Consider the following 24332-nt stretch of genomic DNA (forward strand, 5'->3'; position numbering starts at 1 on the left):
CGGTACAAGGGGGTTGCCAGGTGCGTGTGGGACTGCTGACCCGGGAGTACCCCCCGGACGTGTACGGCGGCGCCGGTGTCCATGTGGAGTTCCTGGCCCGGGAGTTGACCTCCCTGGTGGACCTGGAGGTGCACAGCTGGGGCGAGGGACGCGGCGTCGGTGTCGTGCGTCACCGGCCCTGGTCCGTGCTGGACGGTGCCAATGACGCGCTGCGCACCTTCTCCGTGGACCTGTCCATCGCCGCCGCCCTCGAAGGCCGCGAACTCGTCCACTCCCACACCTGGTACGCGAATCTCGCCGGCCACTTCGCCAAGCTCCTGTACGGCGTTCCGCACGTGGTCACCGCGCACTCGCTGGAGCCGCTGCGGCCCTGGAAGGCCGAGCAACTGGGCGGTGGATACGCCCTGTCGAGCTGGGCCGAACGCACCGCGGTCGAGGCCGCCGACGCGGTGGTCGCCGTGTCCGGCGCCATGCGCGAGGACATCCTCGCCTGCTACCCGGCGCTCGATCCGGCCCGCGTCCACGTCGTGCACAACGGCATCGACACCCTCCTCTACCGGCCCGACCACGGCTCCGACGCCCTCACCCGGCACGGCATCGACCCCGGCCGCCCCTACGTCCTGTTCGTCGGCCGGATCACCCGCCAGAAGGGCGTGCCCCACCTGTTGCGCGCCGTACGGGACATCGACCCCGGTGCCCAGGTCGTCCTGTGCGCGGGCGCTCCCGACACCCCGGAGATCGACCGGGAGTTCCGGGAGCTGTTCGAGGAGCTGAGCCGGAGCCGCGCGGGCGTGTTCTGGATCCCGCAGATGCTGCCGCGCCCCGAGGTGATCCAACTCCTCACACGCGCCGCCGTGTTCGTGTGCCCCTCGGTGTACGAACCCCTCGGCATCGTCAACCTGGAGGCGATGGCCTGCGGCACCCCGGTCGTGGCCTCCCGGGTCGGGGGGATCCCGGAGGTCGTGGCCGACGGCCGTACGGGCCTCCTGGTCGACGTGGACGACGAGTTCGAGGCGGGCCTCGCCCGGGCGCTGGACACTGTGCTCGGCGACCCGGAGGCGGCCCGGCGGATGGGGGAGGCCGGACGGGAGCGCGCGGTCGGCGAGTTCGGCTGGGACGCGGTGGCCCGGCGCACGGCCGCGCTGTACGAGGAGATCCTCAAGCAGGCTTAGTCCCGCCTGCTCGGGGCAGCCATGGTTCAACCAGGGTGAGGGGAGCGGCCATGCGTCGTGGAGGGCCTTCCGTACTCGGGATCGTACTGGCGGGCGGCGAGGGAAAGCGTCTGATGCCGCTGACCGCCGACCGCGCCAAACCAGCCGTCACCTTCGGCGGCACCTACCGTCTCGTCGACTTCGTCCTGTCCAATCTCGTCAACGCCGACGTGCTGCGGATCTGTGTGCTGACCCAGTACAAGTCGCACTCGCTGGACCGGCACATCACCACCACCTGGCGGATGTCCAGCCTGCTCGGCAACTACGTCACACCGGTCCCGGCCCAGCAGCGGCTCGGCCCGCGCTGGTACCTGGGCAGCGCCGACGCGATCCTGCAGTCGCTGAACCTGATCCACGACGAACAGCCCGAGTACGTGGCCGTGTTCGGCGCCGACCACGTCTACCGCATGGATCCGCGGCAGATGCTCGCCCAGCACATCGAGGGCGGGGCCGGCGTGACGGTGGCCGGCATCCGGGTGCCGCGCGCGGAGTCCTCGTCCTTCGGGGTGATCACGCCGGGGCGGGACGGCCAGGTCGTCGAGCGCTTCCTGGAGAAGCCGGCCGATCCGCCGGGCCTGGCGGACGACCCGGAGACCGTCTTCGCCTCGATGGGCAACTACATCTTCACCACCAAGGCCCTGGTCGAGGCGCTGCAGCGGGACGCCGAGGACGAGCAGTCGGTGCACGACATGGGCGGCTCGATCCTGCCCCAGCTCACCGCGCGCGGCGAGGCCCAGCTGTACGACTTCGCCGAGAACCACGTGCCCGGCGAGACCACCCGCGACCAGGGCTACTGGCGGGACGTGGGCACCCTGGACGCCTACTACGAGGCGCACATGGACCTCATCGCCGAGCGGCCCGCGTTCAACCTCTACAACCGCCAGTGGCCCATCTACACCCACTCGGGCCAGCTCTCCCCGGCCCGCTTCAACGCGGGCGGCATCGCGAGCGAGTCCATCATCAGCGCGGGCTGCCTGATCCGCGGTCAGGTCACCCGGTCGGTGCTCTCTCCCGGCGTCCGGGTCGACCCGGGCGCGGTCGTCCAGGGCTCGGTGCTGCACGACAACGTGCGCATAGGCCGGGGCGCGGTGGTGCGCGGCGCCGTCCTGGACAAGAACGTCGAGGTCCCGCCCGGCGCGACCATCGGCGTCAACCCGGAACGGGACGCGGAGCTGTACACGGTGTCCAAGGGCGGCGTGATCGCCCTGGGGAAGGGTCAGCGGGTGCCCTGAGGACAGGGTTCCCGGCATGCGCTGTGGGATATGCGGCTCCGGCCGGCTGAGCCCGGTCGGTGAACTCACCTCGGGGGAGCGGTCGTACGAGCGGCTGCGGCTGAGGTTCCGCCGTTCGGGATTCTTCAGGCCACGGCCGGCCTTCGACGCCACGCTCGCCCGCGCCTGCCGCGACTGCGGAGCCCTGTTCCCCTTCCTCACCGAGTACGCCCGGCGAGAACTGGACGCGGTGGCCGGGGACCTGATCGAGGTCGAGGACGCGGAGCCCGCCCCGCACCCCTGGGACCCGCCCGCGGGTTAGGGGCGGCGCATGTCCGCTCCCGCCCCGTGCTCAGACCCGCCACCCGGGCCGACCTGGGGGTGTGGAGGTCCGGCAGTTCTGACGTTCCGTCATCCCGCGGACTCTGCCGGGCGCGACGCGTTTGATCCTATCGCCGTACCTTGCCCGGATCTGAGTCGTTCGACCTTCAGGATTCAGACATCGATGTCGAACCTGCGGAGGTCATGCGACATGAGAGGGACCCGGCGCACGCGGCTGTGCCTGGCCGGGGTGATGGCAGCGTCCGCGCTGATCGCCACCCCCGCCGCACGGGCCGCCGAGCGGACCGACGGCCACCTCACCGATCTGGTCAACCCGTTCATCGGGAGCCAGGACGAGGGCAACACGTTCCCCGGCGCGGCCGTGCCCTTCGGCATGGTGCAGCTCTCCCCGGACACCGGGCACAACACCGGCTACGACTACACGCAAAGCCGTATCCGTGGCTTCTCCCTGGTCCATCTCTCGGGCGTCGGCTGCCGCATCGGCGGCGACCTGCCCGTGCTGCCCACCACCGGCGACGTCACGCAGACGGACTACAGCCGGTACGCGGCCGGCTTCTCGCACCAGGACGAGACGGCGAGCCCCGGCTACTACCGGGTCGGCCTCTCCTCCGGCATCCGGGCCGAGCTGACCGCGACCGAGCGCACCGGTGTGCAGCGCTACACCTTCCCCGCCACCGACAAGGCCAACGTCCTGCTGAACGCGGCCCAGTCCCTGCACAAGAGAGTCTCCAGCAGCGTCGAGATCCTCGACGACCACACCGTGCGCACCGAGATCACCGGGCACGGCTTCTGCCGGGACACCGGCCCGTACACGGTCTACACGATCACCCGGTTCAGCCGGCCCTTCACCGCGTACGGCACCTGGAACGGCGAGACGCTCACCCCGGGCTCCCGCAGCGGACCCGGCGGCGCCTATGTCCGCTTCGACACCACCAAGGACCGTACGGTCGAGGCGACCACCGCCCTGTCGTACGTCGACGCGCGCGGCGCGGCCGGCAACCTGGCCGCCGAGGGCGGCCGGTCCTTCGACACCGTGCGCGAAGAGGCCCGTGAGGCGTGGGAGAGTCGGCTCGCCGCCGTTCGCGTCCAGGGTGGCACCAGCACGCGGCGCCGGACCTTCTACTCCTCGCTGTACCGGTCCTTCCTCGCGCCGAACATCGGCAGCGACGCCGACGGCCGCTACTTCGGCTGGGACCGCCGTGTCCACCGCGCCGAGGGCTTCACGTACTACCAGAACTGGTCGCTGTGGGACACCTACCGCACCCAGGCCCAGCTCCTCGCGCTCCTCGCGCCGCGCGAGGCACGGGACATGGCGCGTTCGGTCGTCGCGGTCGACGAGGACGGCGGCTGGCTGCCCAAGTGGGGGTACGGCCCGGTCGAGACGAACATCATGAGCGGTGACCCCGTCACCCCGTTCCTGACGACGGCCTACCAGACCGGCCTGCTCAAGGGCTTCGAGGAGCGGGTCTACCGCGCGCTGAAGAAGAACGCCGACGGCGTCCCCCCGGCCGAGTACCCGGGCATCGGCCGGGAGGCCAACGCCGAGTACCTCGCGCACGGCTTCGCCCCGTACGACAAGGACCGGCCGTACGCCAAGATGGGCGACTCCGACTACCACCACGGCGCCTCCGTCACCCTGGAGTACGCGCTCGCCGACGCCATGCTGGCCCAGATGGCGCGGGGCCTCGGCCACGAGGACGACGCCGCCCGCTATGCGGCACGGGCGCGCAACTACCGGAACATCTTCGACCCCGCGACCGGCTTCTTCCGCGCCCGCGACGCCTCCGGCGCCTTCACCGGCTCGGCCGACCCGGCCCGCGGCACCGGCTTCCACGAGGGCACCGCCTGGCAGTACCAGTGGCTCGTGCCGCAGGACGTGCCCGGCATGGTGCGGCTCATCGGCGGCGAGCGCGCGGCCAACGACCGGCTGGACTCCTTCTTCGCCTACGACCGGCTGCTGGCCGACCCCGCGAGCACGGCCCGTGAGGTGTGGGTGCACGGTGACGCGTACGCGTACTACAACGCCGACAAGTACAACCCGATGAACGAGCCCGACCTCATCGCGCCGTACACCTACCTGGCCACCGGTCAGCCCTGGAAGACCACCGACGTGGTGCACGCCGCCTTGACCCTCTTCACCGACGGGCCCGGCGGCATCACCGGCAACGACGACCTGGGCACGATGTCCGCCTGGAACGTGCTGTCGTCCATCGGGCTGTTCCCGATCCAGCCCGGCTACGGCACCTGGGGCCTGTCCACGCCGGTCTTCGACCGGATCGACCTCACCCTGGACCGCCGGTACTGGCCGGGCGGCCGGCTGACGATCGCCGCGCCGGGCACCTCGGCCACCGACCGCTACATCCAGACCGTCCGCACCGACGGGACACCGCACGGGCAGACCTATCTGACGACGGCTGCGCTGCGCTCCCTGCGCTCGCTCGCGTTCACGGTCGGCCCGCGCCCGTCTGAGTGGGGTACGTCACCCGGGGCGGCGCAACCGGTACTGAAGTGATCTGACGTATCCCTAGGTCCCGCCCCTGTTGGAGGGGCGGGACTTAATCTTCTGTTAACTGAGCGTAGCCTGATCGTACTTGACCGTAATCGGTTGACAGAGATTGACTGCGAGTGACTGCAGATCCACCCGTCGTCGACGCGTGAGGCAAGCCCTTGACTTCCGACCTGCTCGCTCCACTCGACCTGGCGTTCTGGAACATCGAGTCCGACCGGCATCCGATGCACCTCGGCGCCCTCGGCGTCTTCGGCGCGCACTCGCCCACCGCGGGCGCCCATGCCGCCGACCTGCTCGCCGCCCGCGCCGCCGCCGTACCGGGGCTGCGCCTGCGCATCCGCGACGTGTGGCAGCCGTTGGCCTTCGGCGGGGCCACCCGGGAACCCGACCCGGACTTCGACCCGCTGAACCACGTACGGCTGCACGCTCCGACCGCCGACTTCCACGCGGTCGCCGGCCGGCTCATGGAGCGGCCGCTGGAGCGCGGCCGGCCGCCGTGGGAGGCGCATGTGCTGCCCGGCGAGGACGGGATGTCCTTCGCCGTGCTGTTCAAGTTCCACCACGCCCTCGCCGACGGGCTGCGCGCGCTGAAGCTCGCCGCCGGCGTCCTCGACCCGGTGGACCTGCCCGAGCGGGCGCCCCGCGCCATCGAGCCGCCGCGCGGGCTGCTGCCGGACGTGCGCAAGCTGCCGGGGCTCGTCCCGGGACTGGTCAAGGGCGCGCTGTCCGATGTGGGCCGGGCCCTGGACATCGGCGCCTCCCTCGCCCGGTCCACCCTCGGCATGCGGCCCGTCTCCGCGCTCACCTCCGCCCCGAGCGGCACCCGCCGTACCGCCGGGGTGGTCTTCGACATCGACGACGTGCACCGCGTGCGCAAGACCGCCGGCGGCACCGTCAACGACGTCCTGATCGCCGTCGTCGCCGGGGCCCTGCGCAGCTGGCTGGACGAGCGCGGCGACGGCAGCAAGGGGGTGGCGCCCCGCGCGCTCATCCCCGTCTCCCGGCGCCGTCCGCGCACCGCGCACCCACAGGGCAACCGGCTCTCCGGCTATCTGATACGGCTCCCGGTGTACGAGCCGGATCCGCTCGGCCGGCTGGACACCGTGCGCACCGCGATGGTCCGCAACAAGGACGCGGGGCCGAACCGGGGCGCGGGTGCCGTGGCGCTGCTCGCCGATCACGTCCCGGCCCTCGGCCACCGGCTCGGCGGGCCGCTCGTCGGTCAGGCGGCCCGGCTGTGGTTCGACATCCTGGTCACCAGCGTGCCGCTGCCGGGTCTGGGGCTGCGGCTCGGCGGTCACGAGCTGACCGAGGTGTATCCGCTGGCTCCGCTCGCGCCGGGGCAGTCGCTGGCGGTGGCCATCTCGACGTATCGCGGCCGTGTGCACTACGGGCTGGTCGCCGATGCGCAGGCCGTGCCGGACCTGGACCGGTTCGCTCACGCGGTGTCGGCCGAGGTGTCGACGCTGCTGGCGGCCTGCGACGCATGACGTCATAGGGGGTTCCCACCCGCACCACCCGTGCGACTTTCGTCGCCGGGTGGTGCGGGTGGCCCCCGTGGGGCGGATTCGCCGTCGGCGGGTGCGGGTGCGGGTGCGCGGTGCGGCTCGTGCGGCTTGTGTTGTCGGGTGTGGGTGGGCCCTGTGGGGCGGTTTCGCCGTCGCCGTCGGCGGGTGTGGGTCGTGGGCGGGGCGGCCTGGTCTTCGGCCTGGACCGGGTTCTGCCCGCACCGCTCGTGCGGCTTGTGTTGTCGGGTGTGGGTGGCCTCGGTGGGGCGGATTCTGCGTTGGCGGGTGCGGGGCCGTGGGGCGGGGCGGCCTGGTCTTCGGCCTGGACCCGGCTTCTCGCACCAACCGTGCGGCGTTCCGCCTGGACCGGGGTTCGCACCCGCACCACCCGTGGGCCTTCGTCGCCGGGTGCGGGTGGCCCCGGTGGGGCGGCTTCGGTGTCGGCGGGTGTGGGTCGGCTGGGTTCGGGGTGCCCGCGCTGTTGCGTCGTGGCTTCGGTGCTGGTGCGGGCGGGTTTGGCGAGAGGCCCGTGCGCTCCGTAAGATTCCCCGTTCGAAAGCGGGCGCGAGTCGGAGCGCTGCGCGGGTGATCAGGGAAGCGGCAGCGCGATGACGGTGACAGAGGACGGCGCCATGGCCTCCACGGCCTCCACGGCCACGGAGGAAGTGGTCTACGGCCCCGGTATCGACCCGGAGCGGCTGGCCGTCTGCCTCAGCGTGCTGGAGGAACTCGAGCAGCTGGAGGTCGACCACCCGGACGCGATCAAGGTCCGCCGGGCCACCTCGCACATCTACCGTACGGTCAAGCAGCGCCGCCGCCAGGAGCGCCGCGCCGCCAAGACCGCGCACGACCGCGCCGTCACCGAGGCCACCGCCACCGGCTCCGCCGAGCGCATCGACGACGAGACCGAGGGCATCCTGCCCACCTCCAAGGTCGAGGAGGGCAAGATCGCGGGCATACTCCAGCGGCCGCGTTCCTGCTACACCTGCAAGACCCGCTACGTGGAGGTCGACTACTTCTACCACCAGCTGTGTCCGGACTGCGCCCGCACGAACCGGACGAAGCGTGACGCCCGCGCCGACCTCACCGGCAAGCGCGCCCTGCTCACCGGCGGTCGCGCCAAGATCGGCATGTACATTGCGCTGCGGCTGCTGCGCGACGGCGCGCACACCACCATCACCACGCGCTTCCCCAAGGACGCCATCCGCCGCTTCAAGGCGATGGAGGACTCGGCGGACTGGATCCATCGGCTGGAGGTCGTCGGCATCGATCTGCGTGACCCCGCGCAGGCCGTCGCCCTGGCCGAGCAGATCGCCGAGGCGGGTCCCCTCGACATCCTGATCAACAACGCGACGCAGACCGTGCGCCGCCTGCCCTCCGCGTACGCCGCCCTGGTCGAGGGCGAGACCGCCCCGCTGCCCGCCGGCGAACTCCCCGCCCACCACGTCATCGGCGCCTTCAACTCCGGCGCCGTCGACGGCATCGCCGCGCTCCCCGTCGGCACCAGCGGCCTGGACGCCCAGAAGGTCGCCGACCTCGCCCTCGTCGCGGGCAACGCCAGCGTCGCCCGGCACCTGGAGGGCACTGCCATCGACGCCGGCGGCCTCGTCCCCGACGTCGTCGACACCAACACCTGGGTGCAGACCATCGAGCAGATCTCCCCGGTGGAGCTGCTGGAGACCCAGCTGTGCAACTACACGGCGCCGTTCATCCTCATCAGCAAGCTGCGCCCGGCCATGGCCGACGCCGCGAAGAAGGCCGTCAGCGGACGTGCCTACGTCGTCAACGTCTCGGCGATGGAAGGCGTCTTCGGCCGCGGCTACAAGGGCGCCGGGCACCCCAACACCAACGCCGCGAAGGCGGCCATGAACATGGTCACGCGGACCAGCGCCCAGGAGATGTTCGACACCGACGGCATCCTCATGACCTCCGTCGACACCGGCTGGATCACCGACGAGCGCCCGCACTACGACAAGCTGCGCCTCGCCGAGGCCGGCTTCCACGCGCCCCTCGACCTGGTCGACGGCGCCGCCCGGGTCTACGACCCGATCGTCCGCGGCGAGGCGGGCGAGGACCTGTACGGCGTCTTCATGAAGGACTACGCGCCCGGCAAGTGGTGACGGTTGTGATCCGTCAGCGGACCCCAGCGGGACTGCGGGCTTGTGTGGCGGTCCATCAGTCACCTGATGGGCCGACCGTCACCTGAGGTCCTGCGCCTCGGGTGTCAGTCGACGGCACCGAGCCGGGAATGCCGGGCCGCCACCAGCTCCAGCACCGTCCGCCAGTCCTCCAGGACGCCCGCGTCGAACCCCGCCGTACGGCTCTCCTCGTCGGCCTGGCGGAGCCGCAGCACATCGTCGTCGGCCGGACCGGTGTCCCCGCGCACCAGCCGGAACACCCGCTCCCCGAGCAGGGAGCGCACCGCCTCGGCCGCGCTGAGCGCCCGGCCCGTGTCGTCGCCCGGGCACAGCACCGGCCCGATGCCGTGCACCAGCCCCGCCACCTGGAGCTCCTTGTCGGCGGGGCGGCGGCGGCGCAGCAGCGCGGCGGTTCTCAGCGCGTGCTGGTGCCGGCCGGCGTACAGCAGATCCATCAGCTCCTCGACGCTGCGCAGCTCCATGCGTCAGTCCTTCCGCGAGACAGCCGTTGCCGTTCATCAGCAGATCATGGCGAGCTTGCGCCTCGGCCAACGGCACTTGAACTGCGCCACATGGCGGCCGAGGGGGTGATTCGCTCCGACAGTCGAGTGATGCGCTGAACGGTAAATAGCCGCATATTGAGAGATATTGAGGGGTGAAACGACTTCGGATGGTTACACCTTGTTTGCACTCCCGATCGAGCGGGAGCCCGCTCATTTGGGTACTCTGGTGGGGACGGACAGCAGGACCGGGTCCCACCCAGACCCAGACGTCCGTACCGGCGCCACCGCGTCCGAGCTGGCCTTCCATCCAGACCCGAGCGGGCGCCGAGAGCCGGAGCGCAAGCTGTCCGGCAGGACCCCGAGGGTGACCGACACATAAGGAGTGCGCGGTGACACCGGAGAAGACGAATCGCGATCAGCGCCCCAAGGAACGCACGGAGCGCACGGGCCGGCAGCCCGGAGAACTCGGCAGCCTCGACGTGTGGGCGCGGTCCGCCCCGATCCGCCTGGCGGGCTACGAGGACGATCTCGCCGAACCCCATATCCTGCCCAGCGTGGACTGACCCCCGGGTCGTCCCCTTCGCGATCGCCGTGCGCATGGGCGTGCCATGACAGACTCACGCCCATGCTGATCAGAGAGCCGTGGCCGACGACTGGCCGCGGATCTGGCCTTTCTGGCACCGGATCGTCGCCGCCGCCCAAACCTACGCCTGGGATCCGGAGACCTCCGAGGACGACGCCCGCGCGCTCTGGATGAGCCCCGCCAAGCGCGTCTATGTCGCCGAGGACGCGACCGGGGTCGTGGTCGGCTCGGCCTACCTCACCCCAAATTACGGCGGGCCCGCCGCCCACGTCGCCAACGCCGGCTTCATGGTCGACCCCGACCTCCCCCACTCTCGGCTTCGCTCGAGCGGGGGGGACCCCCATGGGCGAGGGCATCGGCCGCGCCCTCGCCGAACACGTCCTGGGCGAGGCCAGGGCCCACGGCTACCGGGCGATGGTCTTCAACGCCGTGGTCGAGACCAACCCCGCCGTCGCCCTGTCGACCTCCCTCGGCTTCACCGTCCTCGGCACGGTCCCGGGAGCCTACGACCATCCCCGGCACGGCAGGGTCGGGCTGCACATCATGTACCGGTCGCTCGACTAGGCGGTGCTCAGGAGCCGGCCACCGGTGCCGTCCGCCGCCACGGACGCAGCGTCTCCAGTTCCTCCGCGAGCTCCAGCAGCATGGACTCCGAGCCCGGGCGGCCCACGAGCTGTACGGCGCAGGGGGCGCCCGAGGGAAGACTGCCGAACGGGACCGACATCGCGGGCCAGCCGGTCAGGTTCCAGGGCGGGGTGAACGGGGAGTACGCGGTGTTGGCCAGCACATTGCGCAGCCAGCCGCGTTCGTGCCACGGGCCCGCCTCGGGGGAGCGCCGGGCCAGGGCCGGGCTGAGCAGGACGTCGTACTCGGTGAAGAAGGGGGTCAGCCGGGCGCGCAGGCGTTCGCGTTCGTCCCCGGTGCGCACCGAGCGGACGAAGCGCCGTCCGACGGCTGCGTGCACCCGGGTCCGCCGGGCCAGCAGCGCCCGGTCCAGGCCCTCGGCGTCCACCGCGGTCCCGGCCGTCCAGTGCCGCAGCGCGGTCACGCCCAGGGAGAGGGGATACGGCGGCTCGGCCCGCCGCACGCGGTGCCCGGCCTCCGCGAGCACCCCGGCCGCCTCCCGGACCGCGGTCGTATACGATCCGCTCACGCTCACCCCCGCGAGCGGGCTGCGTACGGCCGCGGCGATCCGCCGGCGCGGGGCCTCCCGCGCGCCCGGCAGATCGGTGTCCGCGAGCACGCCCAGCATCAGCCGCAGGTCCTCGACCGTCGTGGCCAGCGGACCGTTCTCCGCCATGCCGAACCAGTCGCCGTTGCCGATCCCCGCCGGCACCACCCCGTGCCCCGGCTTCAGTGTGACCAGGCCGCAGTTCGCGGCCGGGATGCGCAGCGAGCCCATCCCGTCGTTGCCGAGCGCGATCGGTACCAGGCCCGCGGCCACCGCCGCCGCGCTGCCGCCGGAGGAGCCGCCCGCCGTGCGGGAGGTGTCCCACGGATTGCGGGCGGTGCCGAACACGCCCTCTGTGGTGCCGAAGACACACAGCTCCGGCACGTTCGTCAGGCCCACGACCACCGCGCCGGCCGCCCGCAGCCGGGCCACCGTGACATGATCCTCGGCGGCCGGGGTGTCGGCGGTGGCGGCGGAGCCGTCGCGGTGGGACTCGCCGCGCACCGCCAGATTGTCCTTCACGGCCACGGGCACGCCCGCGAGCGGCAGTTCGGCCAGATCGGTGCGGGAGGCCACCTCGTCGGCCTCGGCGAGCGCCGCCTCGGCCCGCACCTTCCGGAACGCCCCGATCCGGCCGTCGAGCCGCTCGATCCGCGCGAGGTGCTCGGCCGCCACCTCCCGGGGTGTCACCCGCTTCTCGCGTACGGCGGCGGCAATCTCGGCGGCACTCCGCCCGGCCCAGTCACCCACGGGCACTCCTCGCTCGGTGGTCGGCTACTCACTGGTACGCATCACGGCGCAGGGAGAACTGTGCCCGGCCGGGCGCGGTACGTCGAGAGGGCGGTACTCACAGCGGACGGACGCTGAGCGACCACGGCCCGTCCGCGCGGGCGTAGAGCACACAGGGCCCGGGCAGCGGCACCTCCCTCTGCCAGGGGCCCACGTGGTTGGCCAGTTCGTCCAGGAAGCGGGTGCCGTCGGGGGAGAACGTGTCCACGAGGAAGTAGCCGCCGTCGTCGCTGCCCGCATCGCCCTCGGTCCAGGGGCCGTCCGCCTGCACGCGCAACGCGCGGACCTGGGCGTCCGGGCCGCCGACGAGGAAACGGCCGGCGAACGGGCCTGCGGTGTACGCGAGTTGGCTGAGCGAGCGCAGACGGCCGTCCGGCGCGTCCACCACGAAGTGGCCGGGCGCCTGATGGGTGAGCGTGAGGACGACCGGCTCAGGTGGCGCGGGCAGGCGTACCACCTGGGTGCCCTGGCCTGCCGCGCGGTGCAGGACGGGGTGAGCGAGGGGAGCACGGGCGTGGTGAACGGCGTCGGCGGCTCCGGGGACTTGGAGACACCGGTGTGTCCGTGCAGACCTTGCCCTCACTGCGCGTCGGCCGCCGTTCCGGTACTGCCCCGCCCCGTCAGCCGGGGCACCGGCACGCCCACCGAGCGGGCCGGGTCTCCGTCCAGGAGGGCCAGCAGCTCGCGGGCGGCCGTGCGGCCGAACTCCGCGCTGTCCCGGGAGAGCGCGGACAGCCGGGGGGTGACCATGCGGCACAGGGCCGAGTCCTCCCAGGAGACCACCGACACGTCCTGCGGGACACGGAAGCCCAGTTCGGCGGCGGCGGCCAGGCCGGCCACGGCCATCACGTCGTTGTCGTAGACGATCGCCGTCGGGACGGGCGAGTCGCCGAGGACGCGGCGGGTGACGGCGGCGCCCTGCACGTCGGAGTAGTCGGTGGTGACCGAGCGGACCTCGGTGAGCCCGCGCCGCTCCGCCTCCGTACGCAGCGTGGCGATACGGCGCTGGGTGTGGGCCAGCTCGGGCAGTCCGGCGATGTGCACGATCCGGCGATGGCCGAGCGCCGTCAGCTCGTCCACCACGGAGGCCATCGCCCGCGCGTCGTCCGCCCGGACCGTGGACAGCCCGGGGTGCCGTACGTCGGGTGCGCCGCCGATCACCACGGCGGGCAGCCCGAGTTCGTCCAGCAGGCCGGGGCGCGGGTCCTCGATGCGCGGGTCGGCCACCAGCACGCCGTCGACCCGGTGCTCCGCCCACCAGCGCCGGTACACCGCGCACTCCTCGGTGACATCCTCCGCGACCTGGAAGAGCAGGCCCAAGTGCCGCTCGGCCAGCACCTCCTGGATGCCGGAGACGAGCTGGAGGAAGAAGGAGTCGACGCCCAGGGTGTGCGCGGGGCGGGCCAGCACGAAACCGACCGTGGCCGCGCCCTCGCCGGACAGGGCGCGGGCGGCCGTGCTGGGACGCCAGCCGAGCTGCTCGGCGACCCGGCGGACCCGCGCCCGGGTGGCCTCGGAGACGCCGGGGCGGCCGTTGAGCGCGAAGGAGACGGCGCTCTCGGAGACTCCGGCCCGCCGGGCGATGTCCTTCATCGTGGGCCGGCGTGCGGGGGACCGTTTGGTCGCCACGCTTCTCCCCCTTCCTGACAGTGCTCGCTAATGCGCTTGAGTGTCAAGACCCTAAAGCGTATTAGCAATTGACCGCAAGTTCTTGGCCAAAGGGCTCTGACCTGCACTGATGAACGGCCGATTTCTTTAGTTGGGTGGAATGCATTGACTTTCTTCGAACGGCGCGGGCAAGGTCTCTGGCGCCCCCCGACCGCCCGACACAGCAAGGGAGCCGTGTCACCATGCCCATGCCCCGCAGAGCCCTGGCCGCCGCTGCCGTCGCCCTCGTCCTGCCGCTGAGCGCGTGTGGCTCGGGCGGCGACGACGGCGGCTCGACCGACGCCTCCGGAAAGGTGGAAGGCGACATCACCTTCCAGACCTGGAATCTGCGCGCGAACTTCAAGCCGTACTTCGACGGCCTCATAGCCGACTTCGAGAAGAAGTACCCCGGTACGCATGTGAAGTGGATCGACCAGCCCGCCGAGGGCTACCCCGACAAGCTCAGCGCCGATGCCGGCGGCGGCACCCTCCCCGACGTCGTCAACGTCTCCCCGGACCTGGTCGCCCCGCTCGCCAAGGCGGGCCTCGCGCTCGACCTCGACAAGGCCGCCGGAAAGTACAAGCCCGAGTACCTGGACGGTGCCTGGGCCAGTCACCAGGTGCCGGGCATGAGCGGCACGTACGCCTTCCCCTGGTATCTGAACACCGGCCCGCTCTTCTACAACAAGGCCCTGTTCACCAAGGCCGGACTCGACCCCGACCAGCCGCCGAAGACGTACGACGAACTCTTCGCCGACGCCCTCCGGATGGCGAAGAAGAGCGGCGGCAAGGTCGCCACCCTCGCCAACGTGCCCACCATCGAGGACTTCGGCCGCTACGGCGTCACCCTGATGAACCAGCAGGGCACCGCGTTCGCCTTCAACGACGCCAAGGGAGTCGAACTCCTCACCAAATACAAGGAGTTGTACGACGCCAAGGCCCTCGACCCACAGGCCCTGACCGCCACCCCGGAGTCCTCCGGCAAGAAGTTCCTCACCGGTGCCGTCGCCATGAACCCCGGCAGCGCCCTCGACCTCGACAACTTCAGGAAGAACGCGCCCAGCCTCTACAGGAACATCGGCATCACCGACCAGATCACCAGCACCGGACACGTCAACATGTACGTCATGGGCGTGATGGTCAACTCCCGCACCAAGCACACCCCGGCCGCCGTCGCCTTCGCCCACTTCGTCACCGACGCGCAGAACCAGATGTCCTTCGCCAAGAAGGTCGCCATCTTCCCCAGCACCGCCGGCTCCCTGAACGACCCCTACTTCACCAAGGAGGACGGTACCGACGAGACCCGGGTGCGCATCGCCGCGGCCAAGTCCCTGAAGAGCGCGGTCAATTACACGCCCGTGCTGTTCAGCGACCAGATGAAGACCGCGCTGCGCAACGAGGTGGCCAAGGCGCTCCAGGGCAAGGAGAGCCCCAAGCAGGCTCTTGACAACGCTGTCAACGCCGCCGACCGGCTGCTCCAGCAGGGCTGAGCCGCCATGGCCACACCCGTCCGCACCAGGCGCCGGCCGGCGACCGGGATCCGGCGCCAACTGCCCGCCAGTCCCTGGCTGTTCGCCGCACCGGGGCTGCTCGTCACCGGCGCCTTCGTGCTCTACCCGTTCGTCTCCACCCTGGTGAACTCCTTCACCGACCGCCGCACGCTGCTGCCGGGCCGCTTCGTCGGCCTCGCGAACTTCCGCGAGCTGCTCCACGACGACATGTTCTGGACCGGCCTGCGCAACAGCACCCTGTACATCCTCGGCGTCGTACCCGCCCTGGTCGTCCTGCCGTTGCTGCTCGCGCTGCTGGTGCAGAAGAACATCCCCGGCATCACCTTCTTCCGCTCCGCCTTCTACACCCCGGTCGTCGCCTCGATCGTGGTGGTCGGGCTGATCTGGGTGTGGCTGCTGGACGAACGCGGCCTGGTCAACTCGCTGCTGGAGACCGTCGGGATCGGCCGGATCGGCTTCCTCAGCGACCAGTGGCTGCTCCTGCTGAGCGCGATGGCCGTCACGGTCTGGAAGGGCCTCGGCTACTACATGATCATCTATCTGGCGGCGCTGGCGAACGTGCCGCGCGAGCTGCACGAGGCCGCCGCCGTGGACGGCGCGGGCCCGGTGCGCCGCTTCCTGTCGGTCACCGTGCCCACCCTCCGCTCCACCATGGTGCTGGTCGCCGCGCTCTCCTCGGTCGCCGCCTTCAAGGTGTTCTCCGAGGTGTATCTGATGGCCGGCCCGAGCGGCGGCCCGGCCGGCGAGGACACCACCCTCGTCATGCTCGTCCAGCGCACCGGCACCGGACTGACCGGCCGCGTCGGCTATGCCTCCGCGCTCTCGGTCGTCGTGTTCGTCGTCACCGTCGCGCTCATGCTGCTGGTGCTGCGCGCCGACCGCCGGGAGGAGTCGTGAGCGTCCTGGAGAAGGTACGGCCCGAGCCGCCGGTCACCGTGCGCAAGGAGCCGCGCGTCACCGACGAACACGGCCGCCGTATCCGCGTCGGCGAGCTGGTCTGGCGCTATCTGCTGCTGCTCGCCGTCCTCGCGCTGACCGTCGGCCCGTTCCTCTGGCAGCTGTCCACCTCCCTCAAGGGCCCCACCGAGGACATCTACAGCTCCCCGCCGAGCTTTCTGCCCGTGCATCCCACCCTGCACAACTACACGCGGGTCGCCGACACCATCCCCGTCTGGGACTACGCCCTGAACTCCCTGAAGGTCGCCACCGCCAACGTCGTCACCAACTGCGTCGGCTCGGCGCTCGCCGGGTACGCCCTGGCCCGCCTGCGCTTCCGCGGCCGGAAGGTGACCACGCTGGTGTTCGTGCTGGCGATGCTCGTGCCCGTCGAGGGCATCGTCATCGCCCAGTTCACCACCATGCGCGAACTCGGCCTGAACAACACGCTCATCGGGGTGGTGCTGCCCGGCGCGATCGGCGCGATGAACGTGCTGCTGATGCGGGGAGCCTTCCGCAACCTGCCGTACGAGATCGAGGAAGCCGCCTACGTCGACGGCGCCAACGTCTGGCAGCGGTTCCTGCGCATCGCGCTGCCCTCGGTGAAAGGGACGGTGGCCGTCGTCGCGATCTTCGCCTTCATGGGTGCCTGGGACGACTTCCTGTGGCCCCTGATCGTGCTCAGCGACCCGTCCAAGTTCACCCTCACCATCGGCCTGAACTACCTGCACGGCACCTTCGCCAACGACGAACGCCTCGTCGCCGCCGGCACCGTGATCGCCGTGGCCCCGCTCATCGCGCTGTTCGCCTGCCTCCAGCGGTACTTCTTCCGCGGGGTCGGCGAAGGCGCCGTCAAGGGCTGAACGCCCGTACGTCACAAGGACACTCCATGCCCCCTGCCGTGCGCTTCGGCGTCAACTACACCCCGAGCGAAGGATGGTTCCACCACTGGCTCGACTTCGACCTCGACTCCGTGCGCGCCGACCTCGACGCGATCGCCGCGCTCGGCCTCGACCACATCCGGGTCTTCCCGCTGTGGCCCTACTTCCAGCCCAACCGGACCCTGATCCGCCCGCGCGCCGTCGAGCAGCTCGTGGCCCTCGCCGACGCGGCCGCCGCACGCGGCCTGGACGTCAACATCGACGGCCTGCAGGGGCACTTGAGCAGCTTCGACTTCCTGCCCGCGTGGACGCGCACCTGGCACCGGCGCAACCTCTTCACCGACCCCGACGTCGTCGAGGGCCAGGCCGCCTATCTGCGCACCCTCGCCGCCGCGCTCGCCGACCGGCCGAACTTCCTCGGCATGACCGTCGGCAACGAGGTCAACCAGTTCGCCGCCGGCCCGCACCCCGACCCCGACCGCATCACTGCGGACGAGGCCGAGCGGTGGCTCGTACGGATGCTGGCCGCCTGCGCGGAGGGCGCCCCGGACCGGCTCCACCTGCACGCCTCCTACGACGCCGCCTGGTACCAGGACGACCAGCCCTTCACCCCAGGCCACTCCGCCCGGCTCGGCGACCTCACCGCCGTGCACTCCTGGGTGTTCAACGGCACCGCCCAGCGCCACGGCCGTACCTCCGTACCGGCCGAGCACCACGCCGCCTACCTGGTGGAGCTGAGCAAGGCCTGGGCCGAGGCGCCGCACCGGCCCGTCTGGCTCCAGGAGCTCGGCGCGCCCGCCCCGCTCGTGCCCGCCGAGCACGCCGCCGCGTTCGCCGAGGCGACCATCGAAAACGCCCTGGACTGCCCCGACCTGTGGGGCGTCACCTGGTGGTGCTCCTACGACGTCTCGCGCGACCTCGCCGACTTCCCCGAACTCGAGTACGGCCTCGGTCTGTTCACCAATGACCGTGCGCCCAAGGACCTCGCCCGCGTGCTGGCCGACGCGGCACAGCGGCCGCAAGCGACCCCCGCCCCGCGCACCACGGCCCTCGTCGTACCCGGCGACCCGGGCCGTCGCTCCCGCTGTGCCCCCGGCGGGCCCGCCTTCGACGCCTTCTTCCGGCTCGTCGCCGACGGCGCCCGCCCCACCACCGTCCTCGACTCCCGCGCGCACGACAAGGACCACCTCGCCGCGCGCGGCATCACCGAGGTCGTCACTCCCGATCAGGTACTCCCCACCCCACACGGAGGCACCCGCTCGTGCACCCCAGCAGACGCACCGTCCTGATCGCCGGCGCCGCCGCCGGCCTGTTCCCGCTGCCCGCCCTCGCGGCCGCCCGCCCCAAAGCCGCCGCGACCCCGCCGTACGCCTCCTACTGGTATCCGGACTCCCTGCCCTCCGGCAGCCCGGCCCCCGGCATCACCTGGCGGAGCCTGAAGAGCTGGCGCCCGGCCGACGACCCCGACCTCGCCTTCAACGCCGCGGCGGTGCCGCTCGCCGCCCGCTTCACCCCGACCCCGGCGAACACCACCGCCCGCTCCGGCCAGGCCCGCATCCAGGCCCTGGTCTCGTTCGGGCCGACGTCCGGCAACCCGTCCCAGGGCTCGGCCACCGCCGACTACTACGCGCTCACCCACTGGGCGTATCTGGACGAGCTGGTCTTCTGGGGCGGCTCGGCCGGCGAGGGCCTGATCCTCGCGCCGAACGCGCCGATCGTGGATGCGGCCCACCGGCACGGCGTCCCGGTGCTCGGGAACATCTTCCTGCCGCCGGTGGCGTACGGCGGCCGGCTCCAGTGGACCCGGGACCTCGTACAGCAGGATGCCGCCGGGCGCTATCCGCTCGCCGCGCAACTCGTCGCGGTCGCGGCCGCCTACGGCTTCGACGGCTGGTTCGTGAACGCCGAGACGGGCGGCGGGAACGCCGCGCTCGGCCAGGCCATGCTTGGTTTCGTCAAGGAGCTGAAGGCGCTCGCGGCGGCGCGCGGACAGCGGGTGACCTGGTACGACGCGATGACCGTGAACGGCACGGTCAGCTGGCAGGGCGCGCTGAACGGCCAGAACCAGGCCTTCTTCCAGGCCGCCGACGACATGTTCGTGGACTTCCGGTGGAGCGCGGCCACGCTCGCCTCCTCGGGCAGGAAGGCGGAACAACTGGGGCGCAGCCGCTATGAGTTGTGGGCCGGAGTCGATGTCGAGTCGAACGGGTCCGGTACGTCGGTGGACTGGGACGCGATCGTGCCGACCGGCAAGCCGCACGTCACCTCGATCGGCTTCTACCGGCCGGAGTGGACCCGCAACCACCTGCCCGCCGACCAGCGAGCCCCGGAGGACTTCCACACCGCCGACGACCGGTTCTGGACCGGGCGGTCGCTGGACCCGTCCCGGCCGGATGCGACCGATCCCTGGCGGGCGCCGGCGGTGTCGGTCGCCGACAGGTCGACCGTGACCTCGCTGCCGTTCGCGACCGTGTTCAACACGGGGCACGGACTGCGCTGGTACGAGGACGGGGCCGTCACCTCGGACGCCGCCTGGAACCACCTCGGGCTCCAGGACCGGCTGCCCGCGCGGCGGTGGGTGGTGCGCACGGCGGGGGAGCGGCCGGTGGTCTCCTTCGACTTCGCCGATGCCTGGCGGGGCGGGAGCAGTGTGCTGGTGGACGGTGAACTCGATCAACCGGTCGTGGTGGATCTGTACGCGAGCCGGCTGCCGGTCGGTGCTAACACCGTGGTTGAGTTGACGTACCGGACGGACGCGGGCGCCGTGAACGTCGAGCCGGCGGTGGCGACCACCGAGCCGAGCGAGGCCGGGGCGACACCGCGGTACACCTATCTGGCTGTGAACTCGGTCAGAAAGGGCCGTGCGAAGTCGGTCAACGGCTGGCAGACCGTGACACTTCCGCTCACCGGGATGACCGGCACCGGCACCGTCCACGCCCTCGGCGTCCGGCTCACCGCCACCGAGGGCCCGGTGCGCTGGCGCCTCGGCGGCCTCGCCGTCCGGGACACCGCCACCGTACCCGCCGCCCCCACGGGCGCCCGCGTCACCGCCGCGACCGGCGGCGACCTCCGGCTCGCCTGGAACGCCGCCCCCGGCGCCGTCCGCCACTACGAGCTCCACCGCCTCCTGGCCGACGGCACCCGCCGCTTCCTCGGCGGAACCTGCCAGTGCGCCTACTTCCTCACCGGCCTGCAACCCGAGCAGGGCGAGAGCGCCGCACGATTCGAACTGCGTGCCGTGGGGGAGCTCTACAACGCCTCGACCCCCGTCACCGTCACCCACCCCTGGTAACCACCGCCATCACCCGGAAACCGCAGGGAGCACCCCGCATGCATGACGACCGCACTCTGGTGGAAGCCCGCCTCAGGCGCGTCCTGGACGAACGCATCCGCCCCGCCGTGTACCCCGAGTCCGTGCCGCTGCAGGTCGCGGTGTGGCACGCGCCCGGCGAGCCCGTGCCGGTCGAGGAGGGACTCGCCGCCGAGGCGGGGCCGATCGAGGTCGGCGCCCGCTGGGGTGCTCCCTGGGGCACGAGCTGGTTCCGGGTGACCGGGACCGTGCCCGAGTCGTGGGCCGGGAAGACCGTCGAGGCTCTGCTCGACCTGGGCTTCGACGAGAACATGCCCGGCTTCCAGTGCGAGGGCCTGGTCCACCGGCCCGACGGCACCCCGGTGAAGGGTCTCAACCCCCGCAACCAGTGGGTGCGGATCGGTGCCCCGGTGGCGGGCGGCGAGGAGGTGGTCCTGCACATCGAGGCGGCCTCCAACCCGGTCATCCTCGACTACCACCCCTTCCAGCCCACGGAGCTCGGCGACAGGGACACCGCCGGGCACGAGCCGCAGTACACCCTCACCCGCATGGACCTCGCCGTCTTCGACGAGCCGGTGTGGCAGCTGGTGATGGACCTGGAGGTGCTCGGCGAGCTGATGGCCGAGCTGCCCGTGGACTCCGCGCGCCGGCACGACATCCTGCGCGCGGTCGAGCGGGCCCTGGACGCCCTCGACCTGCAGGACGTGAACGGCACGGCCTGCCGGGCCCGCGCCGAGCTCACCGGTGTGCTGTCGGCCCCCGCCGTACCGTCCGCGCACCGGATCAGCGCCGTTGGGCACGCGCACATCGACTCGGCCTGGCTGTGGCCGCTCAGGGAGACGGTCCGCAAGGTGGCCCGTACGACCTCCAACATGACCGCGCTGATCGAGGACGAGCCGGAGTTCGTCTTCGCCATGTCCCAGGCACAGCAGTGGGCCTGGGTGAAGGAGCACCGGCCCGAGGTGTGGGCGCGGGTGAAGAAGGCCGTGGCAGAGGGGCGGTTCGTACCGGCCGGCGGGATGTGGGTGGAGTCGGACACCAACATGCCGGGCTCGGAGGCGATGGCCCGGCAGTTCGTGCACGGCAAGCGGTTCTTCCTCGACGAGTTCGGCATCGAGAACGAGGAGGCCTGGCTGCCCGACACCTTCGGCTTCGCCGCCGGGCTCCCGCAGATCATCAGGGCCGCCGGGTCCAAGTGGCTGCTGACCCAGAAGATCTCCTGGTCCCAGACCAACAAGTTCCCGCACCACACCTTCCAGTGGGAGGGCATCGACGGCACCCGGATCTTCACCCACTTCCCGCCCGTCGACACCTACAACTGCTCCATGAAGGGCAGCGAACTCGCCCACGCGGCCCGCAACTTCAAGGACAAGGGCCGCGCCCGGCACTCCCTCGCGCCCACCGGCTGGGGCGACGGGGGCGGCGGCACCACCCGCGAGATGGTGGCCAAGGCGGCCCGGCTGCGCGACCTCGAAGGCTCGGCCACCGTCGTCTGGGAGACACCCCGCTCCTTCTTCGAGAAGGCCGAGGCCGAGTACCCCGAACCGCCCGTCTGGGTCGGTGAGCTGTACCTGGAACTGCACCGAGCCACCCTCACCAGCCAGGCGAAGACCAAGCAGGGCAACCGCCGCAGCGAACACCTGCTGCGCGAGGCCGAGCTGTGGGCGGCCACCGCCGCCGTACGGACCGGATTCCCCTACCCCTACGAGGAGTTGGACCGGATCTGGAAGACGGTCCTGCTGCACCAGTTCCACGACATCCTGCCCGGTTCGTCCATCGCCTGGGTGCACCGGGAGGCACGGGCGACGTACGAGCGGATCGCCGGGGAGCTGGACGGGATCATCGGGGCGGCGCAGCGGGCCCTGGCCGGAGAGGGGGACCGGGACCTCGTCTTCAACGCGGCGCCGCATGAGAAGGCCGGGGTCGCCGCGGGTGGTGCCGCCGTCCCGGCCGTCACGGGCCACACGCGGCTCGCCCCGCGCGAGGGCGGCGGTTTCCTGCTGGACAACGGGCTGCTCAGGGTCGAGATCGACGCCCGGGGACTGGTCGTCTCCGCCTACGACGTCACCGCCGACCGCGAGGCCGTCGCCCCCGGCAGCGCCGCGGGCCTCCTCCAGATCCACCCCGACTTCCCGAACATGTGGGACGCCTGGGACGTGGACGCCTTCTACCGCAACACGGTCACCGACCTCACGGACGCGGACGAGGTGAGCGCGGGCGCGGACGGGATCTCGGTGCGGGTCGTCCGCTCCTTCGGGGACTCCGCGGTCGTCCAGGTGCTGTCGCTGCCGCCCGGCGAGCGGAGGCTGGTCGTCGACACCGAGGTCGACTGGCACGAGACGGAGAAGTTCCTCAAGCTGGCCTTCCCGCTCGACCTGCACGCCGAACGGTACGCGTCAGAGACCCAGTTCGGGCACGTCTTCCGCGCCACGCACACCAACACCTCCTGGGAGGCCGCCAAGTTCGAGGCGTGCAACCACCGCTTCGTCCACCTGGAGGAGCCCGGCTGGGGCGTGGCGGTCGTCAACGACTCGACGTACGGCCACGACGTCACCCGCACGGTGCGCACCGACGGCGACCGCGGTACGACGACCACGGTGCGCGTCTCCCTCCTGCGCGCCCCGCGCTTCCCCGACCCCGAGACCGACCAGGGCGTCCACCGCTTCCGGCACGCCCTGGTCCCGGGCGCCTCGATCGCCGACGCGGTTCGCGAGGGCTGGCGGATCAACCTGCCCGAACGGCACCTGGTCGGCGCCCACGAGGTCGCGCCGCTGGTCACGGTGGACAACGACGCGGTCGTGGTCACGGCGGTCAAACTCGCCGACGACGGCAGTGGGGACGTGGTGGTCCGCTTCCACGAGGCCCACGGCGGCCGGGCCCGGGCGACGCTCACGGCCGGTTTCGAGATCGCGGACGTCACGGCGACGGACCTGCTGGAACGGCCGGCCGGCGACACCGAGCCGCCGGTGCGCGACGGTGAGCGGATCACCGTACGGCTGAGGCCGTTCGAGCTGGTGACCTTGCGGCTGCGGCGCTGACCGGTGGACCTCACCGTGGCCGGACGGGGCCTCCGCCCGGTCCGGCTCGTGCTCGCTCGACCGCCGGCGCCGGCCGCGGTGGGGCCGTCCGGGTGGGGCCACAGCACCGGCAGCCGCCGTCGGGTCACGGTCCGACCCGCTGCCCGGCCCCGTCCGACGCCGCCGTTGCCTACTCGCCGGCCTGCCCGCCCCCGCTCTGCCCGCCGAGCTGTGCCCGCAGCCACTCCTCGACCTCGCCCACATGGGCCGCGGCAGCGGCTCGCGCCGCCTCCGGGTCGCGGGCGGTGAGGGCGCGATGGATGGCGGCGTGTTCGCGACGGGTGCGGGCGAAGGCGCCCTCTTCCTGGTAGCCGCGCCAGACGCGGGCGCGGAAGGTGCGGGAGGACAGGCCTTCCAGGATGGCGGCCATGGTCTCGTTGCCCGCGGCCGCGGCGATCTCGCGGTGGAAGGCGAGGTCGTGGGCGAGGATCTCCTCGGGGTCGTCGGTGGCGTTCATCGCCGCCAAGTGCTTCTCGACCGCGCCGAGTTGCTCCTCGGTGATGCGTGCGGCGGCCAGCGCGGTCGCCGTCGACTCCAGGATCCGGCGGACTTCGAGGAGTTCGACCAGGCGCGGGCCCCGGGACAGGTCCGCGACCACCCCGAAGGTCTCCAGCAGGTCACCGGCCTCCAGTGCGGTGACGTAGATCCCGGAACCGTGCCGGGCCTCCAGGACGCCCATCACGGTCAGGGCGCGGATCGCCTCCCGCATCGAGCTGCGGGAGATGCCGAGCCGCGTCGCCAGATCCCGCTCGGTGGGCAGCCGCTGGCCGGGCTCCAGCCGGCCCTCGGCGATCATCGCCTTGATCTCCTCGATGGCGCGCTGGGTCACCGTGCCCTTCTGCGGCACTTCTTCCTCGTCCACGCCACTCCTCCTTCCCCCCGGTGCGCCGCAGTCTAGCGAGCCGAGTGGTCCGACCACTACGCCCTGAATCCTCGAATTTTCCGTGCAAGAGGGTGTCGACTCGGCTTATTGGTCTGATAAGTATGCGGCGTCTGCTCGAACAC

General features: G+C 71.7%; 18 protein-coding genes and 1 pseudogene. 14 read left to right on the forward strand and 5 right to left on the reverse strand.

The window, feature by feature from the left end:
- Positions 1 to 20: 20 nt before the first annotated feature.
- The 6 genes from glgA to ACZ418_RS11045 all read left to right on the forward strand — a co-directional run bounded on the left by glgA (position 21) and on the right by ACZ418_RS11045 (position 8901).
- Positions 21 to 1172, forward strand: a complete 1152-nt coding sequence (gene glgA / locus ACZ418_RS11020; RefSeq protein ID WP_468360283.1) for a glycogen synthase — start codon at positions 21 to 23, stop codon at positions 1170 to 1172.
- Between the two features lie 50 nt (positions 1173 to 1222).
- Positions 1223 to 2443 (forward strand): glucose-1-phosphate adenylyltransferase, encoded by a 1221-nt coding sequence (gene glgC / locus ACZ418_RS11025; protein ID WP_468360286.1) that lies wholly within the window; start codon positions 1223 to 1225, stop codon positions 2441 to 2443.
- 16 nt (positions 2444 to 2459) lie between these two features.
- Positions 2460 to 2744: a hypothetical protein gene (locus ACZ418_RS11030; protein ID WP_468360289.1), complete on the forward strand. Its 285-nt coding sequence runs from the start codon at positions 2460 to 2462 to the stop codon at positions 2742 to 2744.
- A gap of 210 nt (positions 2745 to 2954) precedes the next feature.
- Positions 2955 to 5276, forward strand: a complete 2322-nt coding sequence (locus ACZ418_RS11035) for a GH92 family glycosyl hydrolase (RefSeq protein WP_468360292.1) — start codon at positions 2955 to 2957, stop codon at positions 5274 to 5276.
- Between the two features lie 155 nt (positions 5277 to 5431).
- Positions 5432 to 6763: a wax ester/triacylglycerol synthase family O-acyltransferase gene (locus ACZ418_RS11040; protein ID WP_468360295.1), complete on the forward strand. Its 1332-nt coding sequence runs from the start codon at positions 5432 to 5434 to the stop codon at positions 6761 to 6763.
- 626 nt (positions 6764 to 7389) lie between these two features.
- Positions 7390 to 8901, forward strand: a complete 1512-nt coding sequence (locus ACZ418_RS11045; protein WP_468360298.1) for an SDR family NAD(P)-dependent oxidoreductase — start codon at positions 7390 to 7392, stop codon at positions 8899 to 8901.
- A 104-nt stretch (positions 8902 to 9005) separates the two neighbouring features.
- On the opposite strand, the gene ACZ418_RS11050 is transcribed toward ACZ418_RS11045, so the two are convergent.
- A complete protein-coding gene (locus ACZ418_RS11050; protein WP_468360301.1) occupies positions 9006 to 9401 on the reverse strand; it encodes a hypothetical protein in 396 nt (131 codons plus the stop codon).
- Between the two features lie 410 nt (positions 9402 to 9811).
- Between ACZ418_RS11050 and ACZ418_RS11055 the strand changes: the two genes are divergently transcribed.
- Positions 9812 to 9985 (forward strand): hypothetical protein, encoded by a 174-nt coding sequence (locus ACZ418_RS11055; RefSeq protein WP_323375219.1) that lies wholly within the window; start codon positions 9812 to 9814, stop codon positions 9983 to 9985.
- Positions 9986 to 10064: 79 nt separating this feature from the next.
- A pseudogene (locus tag ACZ418_RS11060) lies at positions 10065 to 10569 on the forward strand (GNAT family N-acetyltransferase).
- A gap of 7 nt (positions 10570 to 10576) precedes the next feature.
- Here the strand turns inward: ACZ418_RS11060 and ACZ418_RS11065 are convergent.
- The 3 genes from ACZ418_RS11065 to ACZ418_RS11075 all read right to left on the reverse strand — a co-directional run bounded on the left by ACZ418_RS11065 (position 10577) and on the right by ACZ418_RS11075 (position 13594).
- Positions 10577 to 11926 carry an amidase gene (locus tag ACZ418_RS11065; protein ID WP_468360305.1) on the reverse strand — a complete coding sequence of 450 codons (1350 nt, stop codon included), beginning with the start codon at positions 11924 to 11926 and terminating at the stop codon, positions 10577 to 10579.
- Between the two features lie 97 nt (positions 11927 to 12023).
- Positions 12024 to 12422: a hypothetical protein gene (locus ACZ418_RS11070; protein ID WP_468360308.1), complete on the reverse strand. Its 399-nt coding sequence runs from the start codon at positions 12420 to 12422 to the stop codon at positions 12024 to 12026.
- Positions 12423 to 12544: 122 nt separating this feature from the next.
- Positions 12545 to 13594 carry a LacI family DNA-binding transcriptional regulator gene (locus tag ACZ418_RS11075; RefSeq protein ID WP_468360311.1) on the reverse strand — a complete coding sequence of 350 codons (1050 nt, stop codon included), beginning with the start codon at positions 13592 to 13594 and terminating at the stop codon, positions 12545 to 12547.
- A gap of 221 nt (positions 13595 to 13815) precedes the next feature.
- Between ACZ418_RS11075 and ACZ418_RS11080 the strand changes: the two genes are divergently transcribed.
- The 6 genes from ACZ418_RS11080 to ACZ418_RS11105 are packed head-to-tail and all read left to right on the forward strand — an operon-like array spanning position 13816 to position 23288.
- Complete coding sequence (locus ACZ418_RS11080) at positions 13816 to 15102, forward strand: ABC transporter substrate-binding protein (protein ID WP_468360314.1); 1287 nt, start codon at positions 13816 to 13818, stop codon at positions 15100 to 15102.
- A 6-nt stretch (positions 15103 to 15108) separates the two neighbouring features.
- A complete protein-coding gene (locus ACZ418_RS11085) occupies positions 15109 to 16020 on the forward strand; it encodes a carbohydrate ABC transporter permease (RefSeq protein ID WP_468360317.1) in 912 nt (303 codons plus the stop codon).
- Positions 16017 to 16922 carry a carbohydrate ABC transporter permease gene (locus ACZ418_RS11090; RefSeq protein WP_468360320.1) on the forward strand — a complete coding sequence of 302 codons (906 nt, stop codon included), beginning with the start codon at positions 16017 to 16019 and terminating at the stop codon, positions 16920 to 16922. The genes ACZ418_RS11085 and ACZ418_RS11090 overlap by 4 nt, the downstream gene beginning before the upstream one ends.
- A 26-nt stretch (positions 16923 to 16948) precedes the next feature.
- On the forward strand, positions 16949 to 18229 hold the full coding sequence (locus tag ACZ418_RS11095; RefSeq protein WP_468360323.1) for a glycoside hydrolase 5 family protein: 1281 nt from the start codon (positions 16949 to 16951) through the stop codon (positions 18227 to 18229).
- Entirely contained in the window at positions 18202 to 20232 is a 2031-nt protein-coding gene (locus ACZ418_RS11100) for an endo-beta-N-acetylglucosaminidase (RefSeq protein ID WP_468360326.1), read from the forward strand. Before ACZ418_RS11095 ends, ACZ418_RS11100 begins: the two co-directional genes overlap by 28 nt.
- 38 nt (positions 20233 to 20270) lie before the next feature.
- Positions 20271 to 23288, forward strand: coding sequence for an alpha-mannosidase (locus ACZ418_RS11105; protein WP_468360328.1), 3018 nt, complete (start codon positions 20271 to 20273; stop codon positions 23286 to 23288).
- Positions 23289 to 23457: 169 nt separating this feature from the next.
- On the opposite strand, the gene ACZ418_RS11110 is transcribed toward ACZ418_RS11105, so the two are convergent.
- Entirely contained in the window at positions 23458 to 24189 is a 732-nt protein-coding gene (locus ACZ418_RS11110) for a FadR/GntR family transcriptional regulator (RefSeq protein ID WP_468360331.1), read from the reverse strand.
- Positions 24190 to 24332 lie beyond the last annotated feature (143 nt).

The sequence above is a fragment of the Streptomyces sp. NPDC030820 genome (genome assembly GCF_055572075.1).